This is a genomic window from Nocardioides sp. GCM10030259 (genome assembly GCF_042666375.1).
GTDB lineage: Bacteria > Actinomycetota > Actinomycetes > Propionibacteriales > Nocardioidaceae > Nocardioides.
In genome coordinates, this window is the sequence record NZ_JBHTDF010000005.1 from 415,153 (window position 1) to 428,841 (window position 13,689).

Annotated in this window: 17 protein-coding genes; 8 read left to right on the top strand and 9 right to left on the bottom strand. The window is 72.0% G+C overall.

What is annotated here, in order from left to right:
* Positions 1 to 12 precede the first annotated feature (12 nt).
* Together ACFQQI_RS06510 and ACFQQI_RS06515 are read left to right on the top strand one after the other, a co-directional pair.
* Positions 13 to 1,209: an LCP family protein gene (locus ACFQQI_RS06510; RefSeq protein WP_378559670.1), complete on the top strand. Its 1,197-nt coding sequence runs from the start codon at positions 13 to 15 to the stop codon at positions 1,207 to 1,209.
* Positions 1,206 to 2,072, top strand: a complete 867-nt coding sequence (locus tag ACFQQI_RS06515) for a crotonase/enoyl-CoA hydratase family protein (RefSeq protein ID WP_378559673.1) — start codon at positions 1,206 to 1,208, stop codon at positions 2,070 to 2,072. Before ACFQQI_RS06510 ends, ACFQQI_RS06515 begins: the two co-directional genes overlap by 4 nt.
* 3 nt (positions 2,073 to 2,075) lie before the next feature.
* Here the strand turns inward: ACFQQI_RS06515 and paaK are convergent, their stop codons facing one another.
* Genes paaK through ACFQQI_RS06530 form a run of 3 tightly spaced genes read right to left on the bottom strand, consistent with a single transcriptional unit; the run spans position 2,076 to position 4,234 of the window.
* Positions 2,076 to 3,347, bottom strand: a complete 1,272-nt coding sequence (paaK, locus tag ACFQQI_RS06520; protein ID WP_378559676.1) for a phenylacetate--CoA ligase PaaK — start codon at positions 3,345 to 3,347, stop codon at positions 2,076 to 2,078.
* A complete protein-coding gene (gene paaI / locus ACFQQI_RS06525) occupies positions 3,344 to 3,760 on the bottom strand; it encodes a hydroxyphenylacetyl-CoA thioesterase PaaI (protein WP_378559679.1) in 417 nt (138 codons plus the stop codon). Before paaI ends, paaK begins: the two co-directional genes overlap by 4 nt.
* Positions 3,761 to 3,769: 9 nt before the next feature.
* A complete protein-coding gene (locus ACFQQI_RS06530; RefSeq protein WP_378559682.1) occupies positions 3,770 to 4,234 on the bottom strand; it encodes a MarR family winged helix-turn-helix transcriptional regulator in 465 nt (154 codons plus the stop codon).
* A 58-nt stretch (positions 4,235 to 4,292) separates the two neighbouring features.
* On the opposite strand from ACFQQI_RS06530, the gene ACFQQI_RS06535 reads away from it, so the two are divergent.
* Positions 4,293 to 5,150 (top strand): alpha/beta fold hydrolase, encoded by an 858-nt coding sequence (locus ACFQQI_RS06535; protein ID WP_378559685.1) that lies wholly within the window; start codon positions 4,293 to 4,295, stop codon positions 5,148 to 5,150.
* Here ACFQQI_RS06535 and ACFQQI_RS06540 read toward each other — a convergent pair.
* The gene (locus ACFQQI_RS06540; protein ID WP_378559688.1) at positions 5,113 to 5,847 is read right to left on the bottom strand and encodes a dienelactone hydrolase family protein; all 735 of its coding nucleotides are present in this window, start codon (positions 5,845 to 5,847) and stop codon (positions 5,113 to 5,115) included. The two genes, ACFQQI_RS06535 and ACFQQI_RS06540, sit on opposite strands and share 38 nt — an antisense overlap.
* A 64-nt stretch (positions 5,848 to 5,911) precedes the next feature.
* Between ACFQQI_RS06540 and ACFQQI_RS06545 the strand changes: the two genes are divergently transcribed.
* The 3 genes from ACFQQI_RS06545 to ACFQQI_RS06555 all read left to right on the top strand — a co-directional run bounded on the left by ACFQQI_RS06545 (position 5,912) and on the right by ACFQQI_RS06555 (position 7,402).
* On the top strand, positions 5,912 to 6,688 hold the full coding sequence (locus tag ACFQQI_RS06545) for a metalloregulator ArsR/SmtB family transcription factor (RefSeq protein ID WP_378559691.1): 777 nt from the start codon (positions 5,912 to 5,914) through the stop codon (positions 6,686 to 6,688).
* Positions 6,685 to 7,074: a VOC family protein gene (locus ACFQQI_RS06550; protein WP_378559694.1), complete on the top strand. Its 390-nt coding sequence runs from the start codon at positions 6,685 to 6,687 to the stop codon at positions 7,072 to 7,074. The genes ACFQQI_RS06545 and ACFQQI_RS06550 overlap by 4 nt, the downstream gene beginning before the upstream one ends.
* A 70-nt stretch (positions 7,075 to 7,144) precedes the next feature.
* A complete protein-coding gene (locus ACFQQI_RS06555; RefSeq protein ID WP_378559697.1) occupies positions 7,145 to 7,402 on the top strand; it encodes a hypothetical protein in 258 nt (85 codons plus the stop codon).
* Between the two features lie 5 nt (positions 7,403 to 7,407).
* Here the strand turns inward: ACFQQI_RS06555 and ACFQQI_RS06560 are convergent, their stop codons facing one another.
* Positions 7,408 to 8,604, bottom strand: a complete 1,197-nt coding sequence (locus ACFQQI_RS06560) for an acyl-CoA dehydrogenase family protein (protein WP_378559700.1) — start codon at positions 8,602 to 8,604, stop codon at positions 7,408 to 7,410.
* Between the two features lie 105 nt (positions 8,605 to 8,709).
* Complete coding sequence (locus ACFQQI_RS06565) at positions 8,710 to 9,564, bottom strand: Ig-like domain repeat protein (RefSeq protein WP_378559703.1); 855 nt, start codon at positions 9,562 to 9,564, stop codon at positions 8,710 to 8,712.
* Between the two features lie 158 nt (positions 9,565 to 9,722).
* On the opposite strand from ACFQQI_RS06565, the gene ACFQQI_RS06570 reads away from it, so the two are divergent.
* Both ACFQQI_RS06570 and arfB read left to right on the top strand, forming a co-directional pair.
* Positions 9,723 to 10,127 carry a CoA-binding protein gene (locus ACFQQI_RS06570; RefSeq protein WP_378559706.1) on the top strand — a complete coding sequence of 135 codons (405 nt, stop codon included), beginning with the start codon at positions 9,723 to 9,725 and terminating at the stop codon, positions 10,125 to 10,127.
* Positions 10,128 to 10,176: 49 nt separating this feature from the next.
* Entirely contained in the window at positions 10,177 to 10,605 is a 429-nt protein-coding gene (arfB, locus tag ACFQQI_RS06575; RefSeq protein ID WP_378559709.1) for an alternative ribosome rescue aminoacyl-tRNA hydrolase ArfB, read from the top strand.
* Position 10,606: 1 nt separating this feature from the next.
* On the opposite strand, the gene ACFQQI_RS06580 is transcribed toward arfB, so the two are convergent.
* The 3 genes from ACFQQI_RS06580 to metG are packed head-to-tail and all read right to left on the bottom strand — an operon-like array spanning position 10,607 to position 13,672.
* Positions 10,607 to 11,218 (bottom strand): LysE family translocator, encoded by a 612-nt coding sequence (locus ACFQQI_RS06580; protein WP_378559712.1) that lies wholly within the window; start codon positions 11,216 to 11,218, stop codon positions 10,607 to 10,609.
* Positions 11,215 to 11,892, bottom strand: a complete 678-nt coding sequence (locus tag ACFQQI_RS06585) for a CTP synthase (RefSeq protein ID WP_378559715.1) — start codon at positions 11,890 to 11,892, stop codon at positions 11,215 to 11,217. Before ACFQQI_RS06585 ends, ACFQQI_RS06580 begins: the two co-directional genes overlap by 4 nt.
* Positions 11,885 to 13,672 carry a methionine--tRNA ligase gene (gene metG, locus ACFQQI_RS06590; RefSeq protein ID WP_378559718.1) on the bottom strand — a complete coding sequence of 596 codons (1,788 nt, stop codon included), beginning with the start codon at positions 13,670 to 13,672 and terminating at the stop codon, positions 11,885 to 11,887. Before metG ends, ACFQQI_RS06585 begins: the two co-directional genes overlap by 8 nt.
* Between the last annotated feature and the right edge of the window lie 17 nt (positions 13,673 to 13,689).

The following is a 13,689-nucleotide window of genomic DNA, read 5'->3' on the forward strand; positions in this document are numbered from 1 at the left end:
ACGGTCGCCTGCATGACCGACCGTCCCCGCAGCGACGGCGACCCCGGGGACGGGACGCCGGACTTCCACTGGCTCTACGGCGGCGACGGCAACGAGCCGGACCGGCCGAACCAACGCGAGCCGCGTCCCGACGAGACCCGGGTGATGCCCACGATGCCCCGCCCCTCCGAGCAGTCCGCTCGCCAGGCCGCGCCGCGCGAGCGCGCAGGCACGCCGCCGACGCCGCCGCCCCTCGCGCCGACCCCGGGCCCCGACCGCCCGAAGCGCCGCCGGGGCCCGCGGTTCTACCTGCGGATCGTGCTGGTGCTGCTCCTGCTGTGGGCGATCTACCTCGTGGCCGTGCCGCTGTGGGCGTGGAAGCAGGTCGACAGCGTCGAGTGGGAGCCGAAGGGCGACCGCCCGGCCGACCAGCCCGGCACGACGTACCTCATGGTCGGCAGCGACTCCCGCGCCGGCCTGTCCGCCGAGGAGCGCAAGGAGTTCGCGACCGGCAACCCGTCGAGCCAGCTGTCCGACACGATCATGATCCTGCACACCGGATCGGGGCCGAACATCCTGGTCTCGCTGCCCCGCGACTCCATCGTCGACATCCCCGGGCACGGCAGCACCAAGATCAACGCCGCCTACTCGTACGGCGGACCCGAGCTCCTCGTGCAGACCGTCGAGCAGAACACCGGCATCCGCATCGACGACTACGTCGAGATCGGGCTCGGCGGCGTGGCCGGCGTCGTCGACGCGGTCGGCGGCATCGAGATCTGCCCCACCACGGCGATGAAGGACCCGCTCGCCGGGCTCGACATCGAGAAGGGCTGCCAGGAGGCCGACGGCAAGACCGCGCTGGCCTACTCGCGGTCGCGGCACACCTCGGGCATCGGCGACATCGCCCGGGTCAAGCACCAGCGCGAGGTGGTCGCCGCCGTCGGCGACAAGGTCCTCTCGCCGTGGACCTTCATCAACCCGGTCCGCTACTGGCGACTGGCAAACGCCGTCCCCGACTTCTTCGCCTTCGGCGAGGGCACCGGGCCGATCCAGGCCGGCAAGTGGGCCCTCGCGATGACCAGTGTCGACCTCAGCTGCGTGGTGCCGCTCGCCAGCCTCGAGGTGAGGTGGGACGAGGAGAGGTCGAAGCGGATGTTCGGCTATATCCAGGAGGACAAGGTCGACGACATGCCCAAGGCCCTCTGCAAGGCGAACGGCGGCATCTCGTGACTTTCGAGACGCTCCGGTGGGAGGTCGACTCCGACGGCGTCGGCACGCTCACCCTGCATCGGCCCGACCAGCTCAACGCGTTCGACCTGACGATGGCCGGTGAGCTCGAGACCTTCTTCCGCACGGACGCCACGGACGACGCCGTGCGCGCCGTCGTCGTCACCGGCGCCGGTCGCGCGTTCTGCGCCGGCATGGACCTGTCGGCCGAGGGCAACGTCTTCGGGCTCGACGAGTCGCTGCGGCCGTCGGTGTCCGAGTTCCGCGCGTCGTACGACGCCGCGCCGTACGACGAGGGCGTCCGCGACACCGGCGGCAAGGTGACGCTGGCGATCCACGCGCTGCCCAAGCCGGTGATCGCCGCGATCAACGGCCCGGCGGTCGGGATCGGCGCCACCATGACGCTCGCGATGGACCTGCGGATGGCGTCGACCAAGGCGCGGATCGGCTTCGTCTTCGGCCGGCTCGGCATCGTGCCCGAGGCGGCGTCGACGTGGTTCCTCCCGCGGATCGTCGGGATCCAGCAGGCGCTCGAGTGGGTCTACTCCGCCGACATCCTCGACGCGGACACCGCGCTCTCCGGGCGCCTCGTGCGCAGCGTGCACGAGCCGGACGAGCTGGTGCCGGCCGCGCAGGAGCTGGCCCGGTCGTTCGTCGTCAACCGCTCTCCCGCCGCGCTCGGCCTCGCGAAGCGGCTGCTCTACCGCAACAGCGCCGCCCCCGAGCCGCTCGAGGCGCACCTCTCCGACTCGCTCGCGATGTACTGGCAGTCGATCGGCGACGGCAAGGAGGGCGTGGCCGCCTTCCTCGAGAAGCGCACCCCGACCTTCACCGGCTCCGCCACCGACCTCCCCGACGTCTTCTGACGGTCAACGTGGACGCTGGTCGCTGATCCGCTTCGCCTTGCCGAGCGAGCGCTCCAGGGCGTACGGCGCGACCACCTCGACCCGGGCGGTGACGCCGATCCGCTGGCGGATGCGGTCCTCGAGACGACCGGCCAGCGCGCCGTCGTACGGCTCCTCGACGGCCTCGACGCGCACGGTCAGCTCGTCGAGGCTGCCGGGCCGGGTGAGCACACAGAGGTAGTGGGGTGCGAGCCCGTCGACCGCGAGGATCTGCTCCTCGACCTGGCTGGGGAAGACGTTCACGCCGCGCACGATCATCATGTCGTCGGTGCGGCCGGTGACCTTCTCCATCCGCCGGAAGGCGGGGTACGCCGTGCCCGGCAGCAGCCGCGTCAGGTCGCGGGTGCGGTAGCGGACCACCGGCATCGCCTGCTTGGTCAGCGAGGTGAACACCAGCTCGCCGCGCTCGCCGTCGGGCACCGGCTCGAGCGTCACCGGGTCGACGATCTCGGGCAGGAAGTGGTCCTCCCAGACGTGCAGGCCGTCCTGGGTCTCCCCCGACTCCTGCGAGACGCCCGGCCCCATCACCTCCGACAGCCCGTAGATGTCGACGGCCCGGATGCCGGAGCGCTCCTCGACCACCGCGCGCATCTCGTCGGTCCACGGCTCGGCGCCGAAGATGCCGATCTCGAGCGCCGTCGAGCGCGGGTCGACGCCCTGCCGCTCCATCTCGTCGAGGATCGCCAGGAAGTACGACGGGGTCACCATGATCACCCGCGGCCCGAAGTCGACGATCAGCTGCACCTGCCGCTCGGTCATCCCGCCGCTGACCGGCACCACCGTGCAGCCGAGCCGCTCGGCGCCGTAGTGCGCGCCGAGGCCGCCGGTGAAGAGGCCATAGCCGTAGGCCACGTGCACCACGTCGCCCGGCCGCCCGCCCGCAGCGCGGATCGAGCGCGCCATCAGCTCCGACCAGGTGTCGACGTCGGCCTGCGTGTAGCCGACCACGGTCGGCTTCCCGGTCGTGCCACTGCTCGCGTGCACGCGCACGACCTGCTCGCGCGGCACCGCGAACATGCCGAAGGGGTAGTTGTCGCGCAGGTCCGCCTTCGTCGTGAACGGGAACCGCGCCAGGTCGGCCAGCGACGTCACGTCGTCGGGGTGCGCACCCGCGGCGTCGAAGGCCCCGCGGTAGTGCGGCACCGCGTCGTACGCCGTGCGCAGGGTCGCCCGCAGCCGCTCGAGCTGCAGCGCCTCGAGCTCGGCCCGGTCCAGGGTCGGGATCGCACCGCTCACCAGAACGTCCCTCCGACCTCGCGCGACCGGCCCACGAACGTCGCCACCACCGTGTCGCCCGCGGTCACCGTGACGTCGTACGTGCCGTCGCGCTCGTCGCGATCGCGCTCGACCGCGGTGGCGACCAGCTCGTCGCCGGCCCGGGTCGGCGCGCGGAACCGGATCTCGGCGCCGGCGGCCACGGTGCGCCGGTTGTAGGAGTTGCAGGCGAACGCGAACGCCGAGTCGGCGAGCGCGAAGGTCAGGCCGCCGTGTCCGATGCCGTGGCCGTTGACCATGTCGTCGCGCACGGTCATCCGCAGCGTCGCGGTGCCCGGGCCGACCGCGTCGAGGGACATGCCGAGCGCGCGGCTGGCGTGGTCGTCGGCCCACATCGCGTCGGCGCTCCCCCGCGCCACCTGCTCCGGGCTCACCCGGTCAGGCTAGCCGCGCAGGTCGGTCGCCGTCGCTGCCGCGGCCGCCTCGAGCCGGACCAGGATCGCCCTGACCTCCTCCGGCTCGACCGACAGGTTCCCCTCGAGCAGCTCGAGCAGGCGCCGGAAGCGCGTCCGACAGGACGTGAGCGAGCGGCGCCCAGCGCCCGTGAGCTCGACGCGGTACGACCTGCGGTCGCCCGGGTGCGGCACCTTGCGGGCGTGCGCGCGCCGCTCCAGCGCGGCCAGGTGGCCGGTCAGCGTGGAGGCGGTGAGCCCCAGCCGGTCACCTAGCTCCCGCGGCGTCATGGCCGCGATCCCGAGCTGGCTGTAGACGGCGTACTCGGCCGGGCGCACGCCCGTCCCGTCCAACGCCAGCTCCATGAGCTCGCCGATGCGCTGCTGGAGCACGAAGAGGTCCAGCACCATGTTGCCGTCCGGTGCGCCGACCTGGCGGTCGCGGCCGATGTCCATGCGCGCAGTCTGGCACCTCGGGGACAAGAAGTACGAGTTCGTACTAATGTGCCGTGCCATGACGGTCCTTCGGCGCGGCCTGCCGCTCCTCTCGATCCTCCTCGCACTGGTCCTCGCCGGCTGCTCGGACTCCCCGCCGACCGCCGATCGCCCCGCGTCACCGTCCGCAAGCCCTTCGGCGGAGGAGCCCTGGGCGGTGCTGGAGGGGCCACTGGAGCGGTGCGGCCTCCAGCCTCCCGACCTGGCGCAGGCGCGGTTCCGCCACCGGGTCCTCCGCGGCGACGTGGGCGCGATCCCGTCGGTGAGCATCGGCCGCGGACCGGTGGTCGCCGTGCTCCTGCACCAGACGGACGGCAACGGGCTGTGCGGATGGCTTCCCTTCGCACGCGCGATCGAGCAGGAGGGCATGGCCGCGCTGGCGATCGACCTGTGCCGGTACGGCGAGGCCGCGTGTCGCGACGTGGCGGCCGGCACGTTCGAGGACGCCGACCAGGTCCGTCCCGTCGCACTGGCCGTCGCCCACGCCCGTCGACACCTGGGCGCCCGCCGCGTCGTCGTGGTCGGCGCGTCGATGGGCGGCAGCGTCGCGCTCATGGCCGCGGCCACCACGCCCGGCATCGACGCCGTGGTCGACCTCTCCGGCCCGGTCGCGTGGCCCGGGATGGAGCTGGTCCGCCGGGGCCGGGCGGTCGAGGTCCCGGCGCTGGTCGCCATGGCCACCTCCGAGGGACCCGAGGAGGTCGACGGCGCCGCCACGATCGTCGCCGACCTGCCCGCAGGCAGCCGACTCGAGAGCCCCGAGACCGGGCACGGCTACGAGCTCCTGGCGGAGCTCGACGGCACGCCGCTGCCCCTCGCCGACGAGGTGCTGCGGTGGGTCAGAGGGTCCGCGCCAGGAGCCGGCGGAGCACGGTGAAGTGCCGCTCGGTGGCGGTCTCGTCGTACACCGACGTGTCGGCCATCGTGTAGCCGTGCGCCGCGCCCGCGTAGACCTCGTTGAGGTGCGGGCGGTCCGCCGCCATGAGGGCGTCCTCGAGCGCCGCCACCGCGTCGAGCGGCATCGACCGGTCGTGGTCGGCGTGGCCGAACGCGAACTCCGCGGTCGACACCGCGATCGCCCGGTGCGGACTGTCGTCGGCGTCGGTCGCGAGCCCGCCCCCGTGGAAGCCCCCGCACGCGGCCACGGTGCCGGGGTGCCACCCGGCCGTGCGTACGGCGAGCCGCGCGCCCATGCAGTAGCCGGTCACGCCGATCGGCCCGTCGCCTGCGTGCTGCTCGAGCTCGGCGACCCACGCGGCCGCGTCGGGCTCGGCGTGGTCGGGCGTCAGCCCGTGCACGCGGTCCATCACGCCGCCGGCGAAGAACGCCTCCCGCTCACCGTGGTCGCGCAGGTCGGCCCTCGGCGCCAGGTCGGCGACCCGGCCGTCGCGGTAGAAGACGTTTGGGGCGAGCACGACGTACCCCCACGACGCGATGCGGTCGGCCATCTCCTCGATCCGCGGCCGCAGACCGATGGCGTCCATGTAGAAGAGCACGCCCGGCCTGCCGACCTCGCCGGTCAGGTACGCCTCGGCGACGCCGTCGGGCGCCTGGATCTCGATCGTCTTGCCCATGACCCGACGTTATCGGGAGCGCCGCAGGGTACACATCAATCCATTTTGATGTAATGATCGAGAGATGTCGTCGACGACGGCTCCACCGCAGTTCCTCCGACTGGCCGGCCATCCGGTGCGCTGGCAGCTCCTGGCCGAGCTCGCCCTGGGCGACCTCCGGGTGCGCGAGCTGGTCGCGCGCCTCGACCTCTCCCAGAACCTGGTGTCCTACCACCTGCGCCTGCTCCGGGACGGCGGCCTGGTCACCACCCGACGGAGCACCTACGACGGCCGGGACAGCTACTACCGGCTCGACCTCGACGTGAGCCGTCGCCTGTGGCTGGCCGCGGGCGATGCGCTGCACCCGTCGCTGCGGCCCGGCCCGATCGAGCCGGGCGCGCTCCCGCGCCGACCCCGCAGGCTCCGGGTGCTGTGCGCGTGCACGGGCAACACCGCGCGCTCGCCCATCGCGGCGGCGCTGCTCCGGCATCGGTCCGGCGGCGCGCTCGACGTCGTCAGCGCCGGGAGCCAGCCCGGCACGCGGTTCCACCCGGGTGCCGCGCGCGTGCTCCGCGACGAGTACGGCGTCGGCCTCGGCGCCCGCGGGCCGCGACATCTCGACAGCGTCGTGGACCGTCGCTTCGACTACGCCATCACGCTCTGCGACCGGGTCCGCGAGGTCGTCCCGCCGCTGCCCGGCTCCCCCGTCCTCGTGCACTGGAGCACCGACGACCCGTCGGCCGACCACGTGCCCGACGACGACACCGTGATCCGGCGGATCACCCACGACATCGACGGCCGGGTCAGCCACCTGCTGCACGTCCTGGCCGACCACCACCACCCGGAAGGAGCAGCACCATGACCACCTCCGACACGAGCACGCTCGCGAGCGTCCGGTACGTCGTCGACGACGTCGATGCCGCCATCGAGTTCTACACGGCCCATCTCGGCTTCACGGTCCGCTCCCATCCGGCTCCGCCCTTCGCCGACGTGGTCCGCGGCCCCCTGCGGGTGCTGCTCTCCGGTCCGCAGAGCTCGGGCGCCCGGGCGACCCCGGAGGCGCACGCCGGGCCCGGCCGCAACCGCATCCACCTGGAGTTCGCCGATCTCGACGCGGAGGTCGAGCGGATGCGCGCCGCCGGCGTACCGCTGCTGAGCGAGGTCGTCAGCGGCCCCGGCGGCCGGCAGGTGCTCGTCGCCGACCCGGACGGGAACCTCGTCGAGCTGTTCGAGCCGGCAGCCCGCTGACAGTTCGAACTGTTGTGCGAATGCGGTCTACGCTGGCGTCGTGGGGGCGTCGAACCGGGACCGTGCGGACGTGGCCCGACCGCGCCCGGTCTGGGTCGACATCACCGGCCACTGGTGGGACGAGAGCGACTGGCGGCCCGGCCTGCTGCTGGAGTGGCGGCAGGTCCCGACCCGGCAGAACACCACCCGCTGGGAGGGCCTGGTCATCTACGCGTTCGGCGGTGGCGAGCTGCCCTGGACCGTTTCGCAGGCCTGGTTGCGATCGGGGAACGTCCGGCCGATGTACCCCGCCGACCCGCGCCACGTTCCGGGAGCCCCGCCCGCCTGACCGGGTCAGATGTGGGACTGCACCCCGGCGAGGAGCTGCCGCGCCATCACGATGCGCTGCACCTGGTTGGTGCCCTCGTAGATCTGCGTGATCTTGGCGTCGCGCATCATCCGCTCGACCGGGTAGTCGCGGGTGAAGCCGTAGCCACCGAGCACCTGCACGGCGTTGGTGGTGACCTCCATGGCGACGTCGGAGGCGAAGCACTTCGCGGCGGCGCCGAAGAACGTGAGGTCCTTGTCGCCGCGCTCGGACTTGCCGGCCGCGGCGTACGTCATCTGGCGGGCCGCCTCGACCTTCATGCCCATGTCGGCGAGCAGGAACTGCAGGCCCTGGAAGTCGCTGATCGCCTTGCCGAACTGCTTGCGCTCCTGGGCGTAGCCGAGCGCGTAGTCGAGCGCGCCCTGGGCGATGCCGACGGCCTGCGCGGCGATCGTGACGCGGGTGTGGTCGAGGGTACGCATCGCGGTCTCGAAGCCCGTGCCCTCGGCGCCGATCATCCGGTCCGCTGGAATCCGCACGTTGTCGAGGTAGACCTCCCGGGTCGGGCTTCCCTTGATGCCGAGCTTCTTCTCCGGAGCGCCGAACGAGACGCCCTCGTCGGACTTCTCGACGACGAACGCCGAGATGCCCCGGCTGCGCTCCCTCCCGGTCAGGTCGGGGTCGGTGACGGCCATGACCGTGTAGTAGTCGGAGACGCCCGCATTGGTGATCCAGCGCTTCACGCCGTTGAGCACGTAGTGGTCGCCGTCGCTGCCACGATCCAGCACGGCGCGGGTCTTCATGTTGGCGGCGTCGGAGCCGGCGTCGGGCTCGGAGAGGCAGTAGGAGAAGCCGCCCTCGCCGGCGGCGAGCCTGCCCAGGTACTTCGCCTTCAGCTCCTCGGAGCCGGAGAGCTGCACCGGCAGCGAGCCGAGCTTGTTGACCGCCGGGATGAGGCTCGAGGACGCGCACGCCCGGGCGACCTCCTCGATCACGATCACGGTCGCGAGGGCGTCCGCACCGGCGCCGCCGTACTGCTCCGGCACGTGCGGGGCGTGGAAGTCGGCCGCCAGCAGGGCCTCAGCGGCCTCGTGCGGGTAGCGCGCGTTCTCGTCGACGTCGGCGGCGTACGGCGCGACCTTGGCGTCGCACAGGTCACGGACCGCCTCGCGGACGGCCTGGTGCTCCTCGGAGAGGGCGAACATCGGGAACTCGGCGCTCATGGCGCGCACTTTACCCGTGGGTAACCACGGGCCCGCATTCGGTCCGGGCATGCGAACGCCCGGCCGGGAGACCCGGCCGGGCGCTCGACGAGGGTGGTGCCGGCGTCACTTGACGGTGACGACACCCTTGCCCTTGCTGGCCTTGAAGCTCTTGTCGCCCTGGAACTTCGCGACGACCTTGTGCTTGCCCTTGGCGAGCTTGCCGAGCTTGACCTTGGCGGTGCCGTTCTTGACCTTGGCCTTGCCGAGGGTCTTCTTGCCCTCCTTGACGACGACCTTGCCGCTCGTGGCCGGACCGGCGTTGCCCTTGACCTTGACGACGAGCGTCGCGACCTTGCCGACCTTGGCCGTGGTCTTCTTGACGGTGGTCTTGGTGGTCTGCTGCGTCAGCGCGACGGCGCCCAGCGACTGCGCGCTCTGACCGGCCTTCAGCTCGCACGGGATCGCGACGCCGTCCGGGATGGCGGCGGTCTCGGCGGTGAACGTGAACTTCGCCGGGAGCAGGGCGTTCACGTTGCCGGCGCCGGGGGTGACGAACTTCTTGTTGGCGCCGGAGGCCGACCAGGTGGTCGTGGTGCCGTCGCTGGTCACCGCGCCGGAGAGCGGGATCGGGGCGGCGGTCTTGCCGAGCGCAATGGTGAAGTCGTCGGAGCGGGCCGAGCTGACGCCGAAGTTCTTCAGCGCCGCCTGGATGGCGGGGTCGGTGACGGTCGCGGTCGCGGTCAGCTTCAGCGTGCCGGCCGGGACGGTCCAGCCGGCCGGCGCCGTCGGGACGACGTCACCGGTCACGGTCAGCGTGGTGTCGAACGTCGACGACAGCGCGGCGACGGTGCACGTGTAGGTGTTGGCGACGGTCGCGGCGTTCGCGGTGCCCGCGCTGCCGGCGACGAGGGCGCCAGCGGCCAGGGTCGTGGTGATGCCCGCCACGGCTGAGCGGGCGGCGAAACGACGAAGGTTCATGAACAGTGCTCCCTCAAGCAAGGAAAACGGGGTTCGCTGCCGGGCGGCAGCAGAGATCGGCGTCACATTAACCCGACACCGGATGGGGCCGCACACGACCCGGGCATTTCCATCACCGAGCGTCCGATAACGGTGGGAGCGCGGCTAGTCTCGAGAGCATGACGTTGTGGCAGGACCCCGAGCGGGTCAGGTTCATGCTCGACGACTGCCCGACGTGGGCGATCGTGGGCCTCTCGGGCGATCCGTCGCGCACGGCGTACGAGATCGCGTCCTTCCTCCAGGACCGCGGCATCCGCATCGTCCCGATCCATCCGTCCGCGCCGACGGTGCTCGGCGAGCAGGGCTACGCGACGCTCGAGGACGTGCCCTTCCCGGTCGACGTCGTCGACGTCTTCCGGCGCTCGTCGGCGGCGGGCGAGTTCGCTGACCTGGCCGTGAAGATCGGGGCCCGCGCGGTGTGGTTCCAGCTCGGCGTCATCGACGAGGACGCCTTCGAGCGCACGATCGAGGCAGGCGTGCCGATGGTCATGGACACCTGCCCGAAGATCGAGTGGCGGCGCTGATGGTCGCCCGGCTGCCGACGCAGGTCCAGGCGCGCGTGACCGCGGGCTGATGGACGTCCGGGTCGCGCCGGGGCCGGGAGTGCCCGACGGGCTGCTGGTCCCCGCCGGCGAGCTGGTCGAGCGGTTCAGCCGCTCCCCCGGCCCGGGCGGCCAGTCGGTGAACACCACCGACAGCCGCGTCGAGCTGGAGTGGGACGTCGCCGCGTCCACCGTGCTCACCGACGCCCAGCGGACGCGGCTGCTGGCTCGGCTGCCCGCGCCCGTCGTCCGGGTGGTCGCCACCGAGCACCGCTCGCAGCACCGCAACCGGGTCGCCGCCCGCGAGCGGCTCGCCGAGCAGGTCCGCGCCGCCCTCGCCCCACCTCCGCCGAAGCGCCGCCCCACGAAGCCGACCCGGGGCTCGAAGGAGCGCCGGCTCGAGGCCAAGAAGCAGCGGGGCGAGACGAAGTCGCTGCGCGGCCGCGTCAGGGACGCCTGAGCTACCGCGACTCGACGGCCAGCCGCCCGCTCAGGGCGACGAAAGAGGCCGCGAACGCCTGCCGGATCCGCCGCACGAGCCGCGGTCGGCTGAGCACCCGGTCGCGCAGGGCGGCCGCGCCGGCGCCGTACGCCGCGAACACGACGAACGTCATCGCCATGAACACCGCGCTGAGCAGCAGCATGCGGAGCACCTGGTGCGGGGTCCCGGCGGGGACGAACTGCGGCAGGAACGCGAAGAAGAAGATCGTGAGCTTGGGGTTGAGGAGGTTGAGCGTGATGCCGGAGACCAGGACCTGTCGGCGCGAGGCCACGCTGCTGCCGGTGTCGACGCTCAGCGCGCCCGTGTCGCGCCACGTCGACCACGCCATCCAGAGCAGGTAGGCGACCCCGAGGTACTTGATCGCCTGGAACGCGACGCCGCTCGCGTGCAGGACCGCCGCCAGCCCCGTGATGGCGGCGAGCAGGTGCGGCACGATCCCGAGGGTGCAAGCGAACGCCGCGAGCACGCTCGCCCGGGTCCCGCGGGCCAGCCCGGCCGCGATCGTGTAGAGCGCGCCCGTGCCCGGAGTCGCGACGATCACCAGCGCGGTCACCAGGAAGGCGAGGCTCATGGCTCGACCGTAGTGCCGATCACCGCCGTCGCAAACGCCCGCACGAGCGGGTGGACGGGTGCACCGGCGAGCGCGCCGACGTGCGGCTGGAACATGCTGGTGACGTAGAAGGGGTGGTCGGGGAACTCCAGCACCTCGGCGCCGGCGTCGTCCGCGGTCGCGCCCACCACGACGCCGGCACGCTCGAGGCGCGCGACGACCTCCGCTGTCGGGGCGTAGTTGCAGAAGTGCATCCCCGTGAACGGCGCGTCGACCCAGCCCGCGAAGCGCGTTCCGGGCACCGGCGTGACCACCCGCTCCTCGCCGTACAGGCTGCAGGCCAGCGCGGACACCACGTTGTCGTCGGCCTCGCCGTCGGACTCGGCGTGCGTCGCCGACTCGCCCAGCACGGTGCGGGCGAACTCGACCACGGCGTACTGCATGCCCCCGCAGGAGCCGAGGAAGGGGATGCCGGACTCGCGGACGACGGTCAAGGCGCGCAGGACCGCGGCGTCGTCGGCGTACGGCGAGCCGGGCACCAGCCAGACGCCGTCGTACTGCCCGATGTCGAAGCCCGAGTCGGACCGCACCCAGGTGGTCTCGACGTCGAGCATCGGCCGCAGCGCGTTGAGCTCCTGGTGGCTGCGGTGGCCCCGGTCCTCGCCGAGCAGGGCCACCCGCGGGGCATCACCCACCAAGGCGGGCCAGTTCCTCGTCGACCACGGACGGGTCGAGCTTGCGGAAGATCGGCGTGGGCTTCTCGACCGGGGTGCCGGGCACGATCGCCTTGCGCTCCCAGGCCGGGAAGCCGGAGTACTCGCCCGTGATGATCGGGTACGGCGCGCCGCCGTCGAGGTCGTCGACCTCCTCGATGTGCGGCATCGGGGCGACTTCGCCGGCACCGCCCAGGGCCCGGTCGACCTCGTTGGCCGCGAACGGCAGGAACGGGCTGAGGACCAGGTTGAGGTCGGCCACGCACTGCGCCACGACGTGCAGGATCGTGCCCAGCCGCTCGGGGTCCTCCTTGATCTTCCAGGGCGCGGTGTCGGAGACGTACTTGTTCACCTCGGCCACCGCGCGCATCGCCTCGCCGATCGCCTGCTTCTGCCGGTGCCGGCCGATCAGGTCGCCGACGACGCCGAAGGCCGCCTCGGTCGAGTCGAGCACGGCCTGGTCCTCGGCGGTCAGCTCACCGGCCTTCGGGATCTCCCCGAAGTTCTTGGCGATCAGCGTGGCCGTGCGGTTGACCAGGTTGCCCCAGCCGGCGACGAGCTCGTCGTTGGTGCGGCGCACGAACTCCGACCAGGTGAAGTCGGAGTCCTGGTTCTCCGGGCCTGCGGCCGCCACGAAGTAGCGGAACGCGTCGGCCTGGTAGCGGCTGAGCAGGTCGCGCACGTAGATCACCACGCGCCGCGAGCTGGAGAACTTCTTGCCCTCCATCGTGAGGAACTCCGACGACACCACCTCGGTGGGCAGGTTGAGCACGCCGTAGTCGCGCGGCGTGCCGCCCTTGGCCCCCTTGCCCGAGTAGGCCAGCAGCTCGGCCGGCCAGATCTGGCTGTGGAAGGTGATGTTGTCCTTGCCCATGAAGTAGTAGGACAGCGCCTCGGGGTCGTTCCACCACTCGCGCCAGCGCTGGTCGTCGCCCAGCCGGCGCGCCCACTCGATCGACGCCGACAGGTAGCCGATGACCGCGTCGAACCAGACGTAGAGCTTCTTGCTCGGGTTCTCGCGCCACCCGTCGAGCGGCACCGCGATGCCCCAGTCGATGTCGCGGGTCATGGCCCGCGGCCGGATCTCCTTGAGGATGTTCTGGCTGAACCGGATGACGTTGGGCCGCCAGGTGCCGGACGCCTCGCGCTCGTCGAGCCACTCCTTCATCGCGTCGGCGAGCGCCGGCAGGTCGAGGAAGAAGTGCTGGGTCTCGATGAACTCGGGAGTCTCGCCGTTGATCTTCGACCGCGGGTCGATCAGGTCGTGCGGGTCGAGCTGGTTGCCGCAGTTGTCGCACTGGTCGCCGCGGGCGCTGTCGTACCCGCAGATCGGGCAGGTGCCCTCGATGTAGCGGTCGGGCAGCGTGCGGCCCGTGGACGGCGAGATCGCGCCGTACGTCGTCTGCTCGACGAAGTAGCCGTTCTCGTAGACGCCCAGGAACAGCTCCTGCACCACCTTGTGGTGGTTGCCCGAGGTGGTGCGCGTGTAGAGGTCGTAGGTGAGGCCCAGGCTGCAGAGGTCCTCGGCGATGATCCGGTGGTTCTGGTCGGCGAGCTCCTGCGGCGCGAGGCCGGCCTCGTCGGCGGCGATCAGGATCGGGGTGCCGTGCTCGTCGGAGCCGGAGACCATGAGCACGTCGTGACCCGCCATGCGCATGTACCGGCTGAAGGCGTCGGCGGGCACGTAGACCCCGGCCACGTGGCCGATGTGGCGCGGACCGTTGACGTACGGCCACGCGGTGCAGGACAGGACTCGACTCATGGCCCAATCCTAGGGAT

Excerpts from the sequence above, each read along its gene's own strand:
- ACFQQI_RS06510 (WP_378559670.1), top strand. The coding sequence starts at position 13 with ATGACCGACCGTCCCCGCAGCGACGGCGACCCCGGGGACGGGACGCCG.
- ACFQQI_RS06530 (WP_378559682.1), bottom strand. The coding sequence starts at position 4,234 with ATGGACATCGGCCGCGACCGCCAGGTCGGCGCACCGGACGGCAACATG.
- ACFQQI_RS06535 (WP_378559685.1), top strand. The coding sequence starts at position 4,293 with ATGACGGTCCTTCGGCGCGGCCTGCCGCTCCTCTCGATCCTCCTCGCA.
- ACFQQI_RS06540 (WP_378559688.1), bottom strand. The coding sequence starts at position 5,847 with ATGGGCAAGACGATCGAGATCCAGGCGCCCGACGGCGTCGCCGAGGCG.
- ACFQQI_RS06545 (WP_378559691.1), top strand. The coding sequence starts at position 5,912 with ATGTCGTCGACGACGGCTCCACCGCAGTTCCTCCGACTGGCCGGCCAT.
- ACFQQI_RS06550 (WP_378559694.1), top strand. The coding sequence starts at position 6,685 with ATGACCACCTCCGACACGAGCACGCTCGCGAGCGTCCGGTACGTCGTC.
- ACFQQI_RS06560 (WP_378559700.1), bottom strand. The coding sequence starts at position 8,604 with ATGAGCGCCGAGTTCCCGATGTTCGCCCTCTCCGAGGAGCACCAGGCC.
- ACFQQI_RS06565 (WP_378559703.1), bottom strand. The coding sequence starts at position 9,564 with ATGAACCTTCGTCGTTTCGCCGCCCGCTCAGCCGTGGCGGGCATCACC.
- ACFQQI_RS06570 (WP_378559706.1), top strand. The coding sequence starts at position 9,723 with ATGACGTTGTGGCAGGACCCCGAGCGGGTCAGGTTCATGCTCGACGAC.
- arfB (WP_378559709.1), top strand. The coding sequence starts at position 10,177 with ATGGACGTCCGGGTCGCGCCGGGGCCGGGAGTGCCCGACGGGCTGCTG.
- ACFQQI_RS06580 (WP_378559712.1), bottom strand. The coding sequence starts at position 11,218 with ATGAGCCTCGCCTTCCTGGTGACCGCGCTGGTGATCGTCGCGACTCCG.
- metG (WP_378559718.1), bottom strand. The coding sequence starts at position 13,672 with ATGAGTCGAGTCCTGTCCTGCACCGCGTGGCCGTACGTCAACGGTCCG.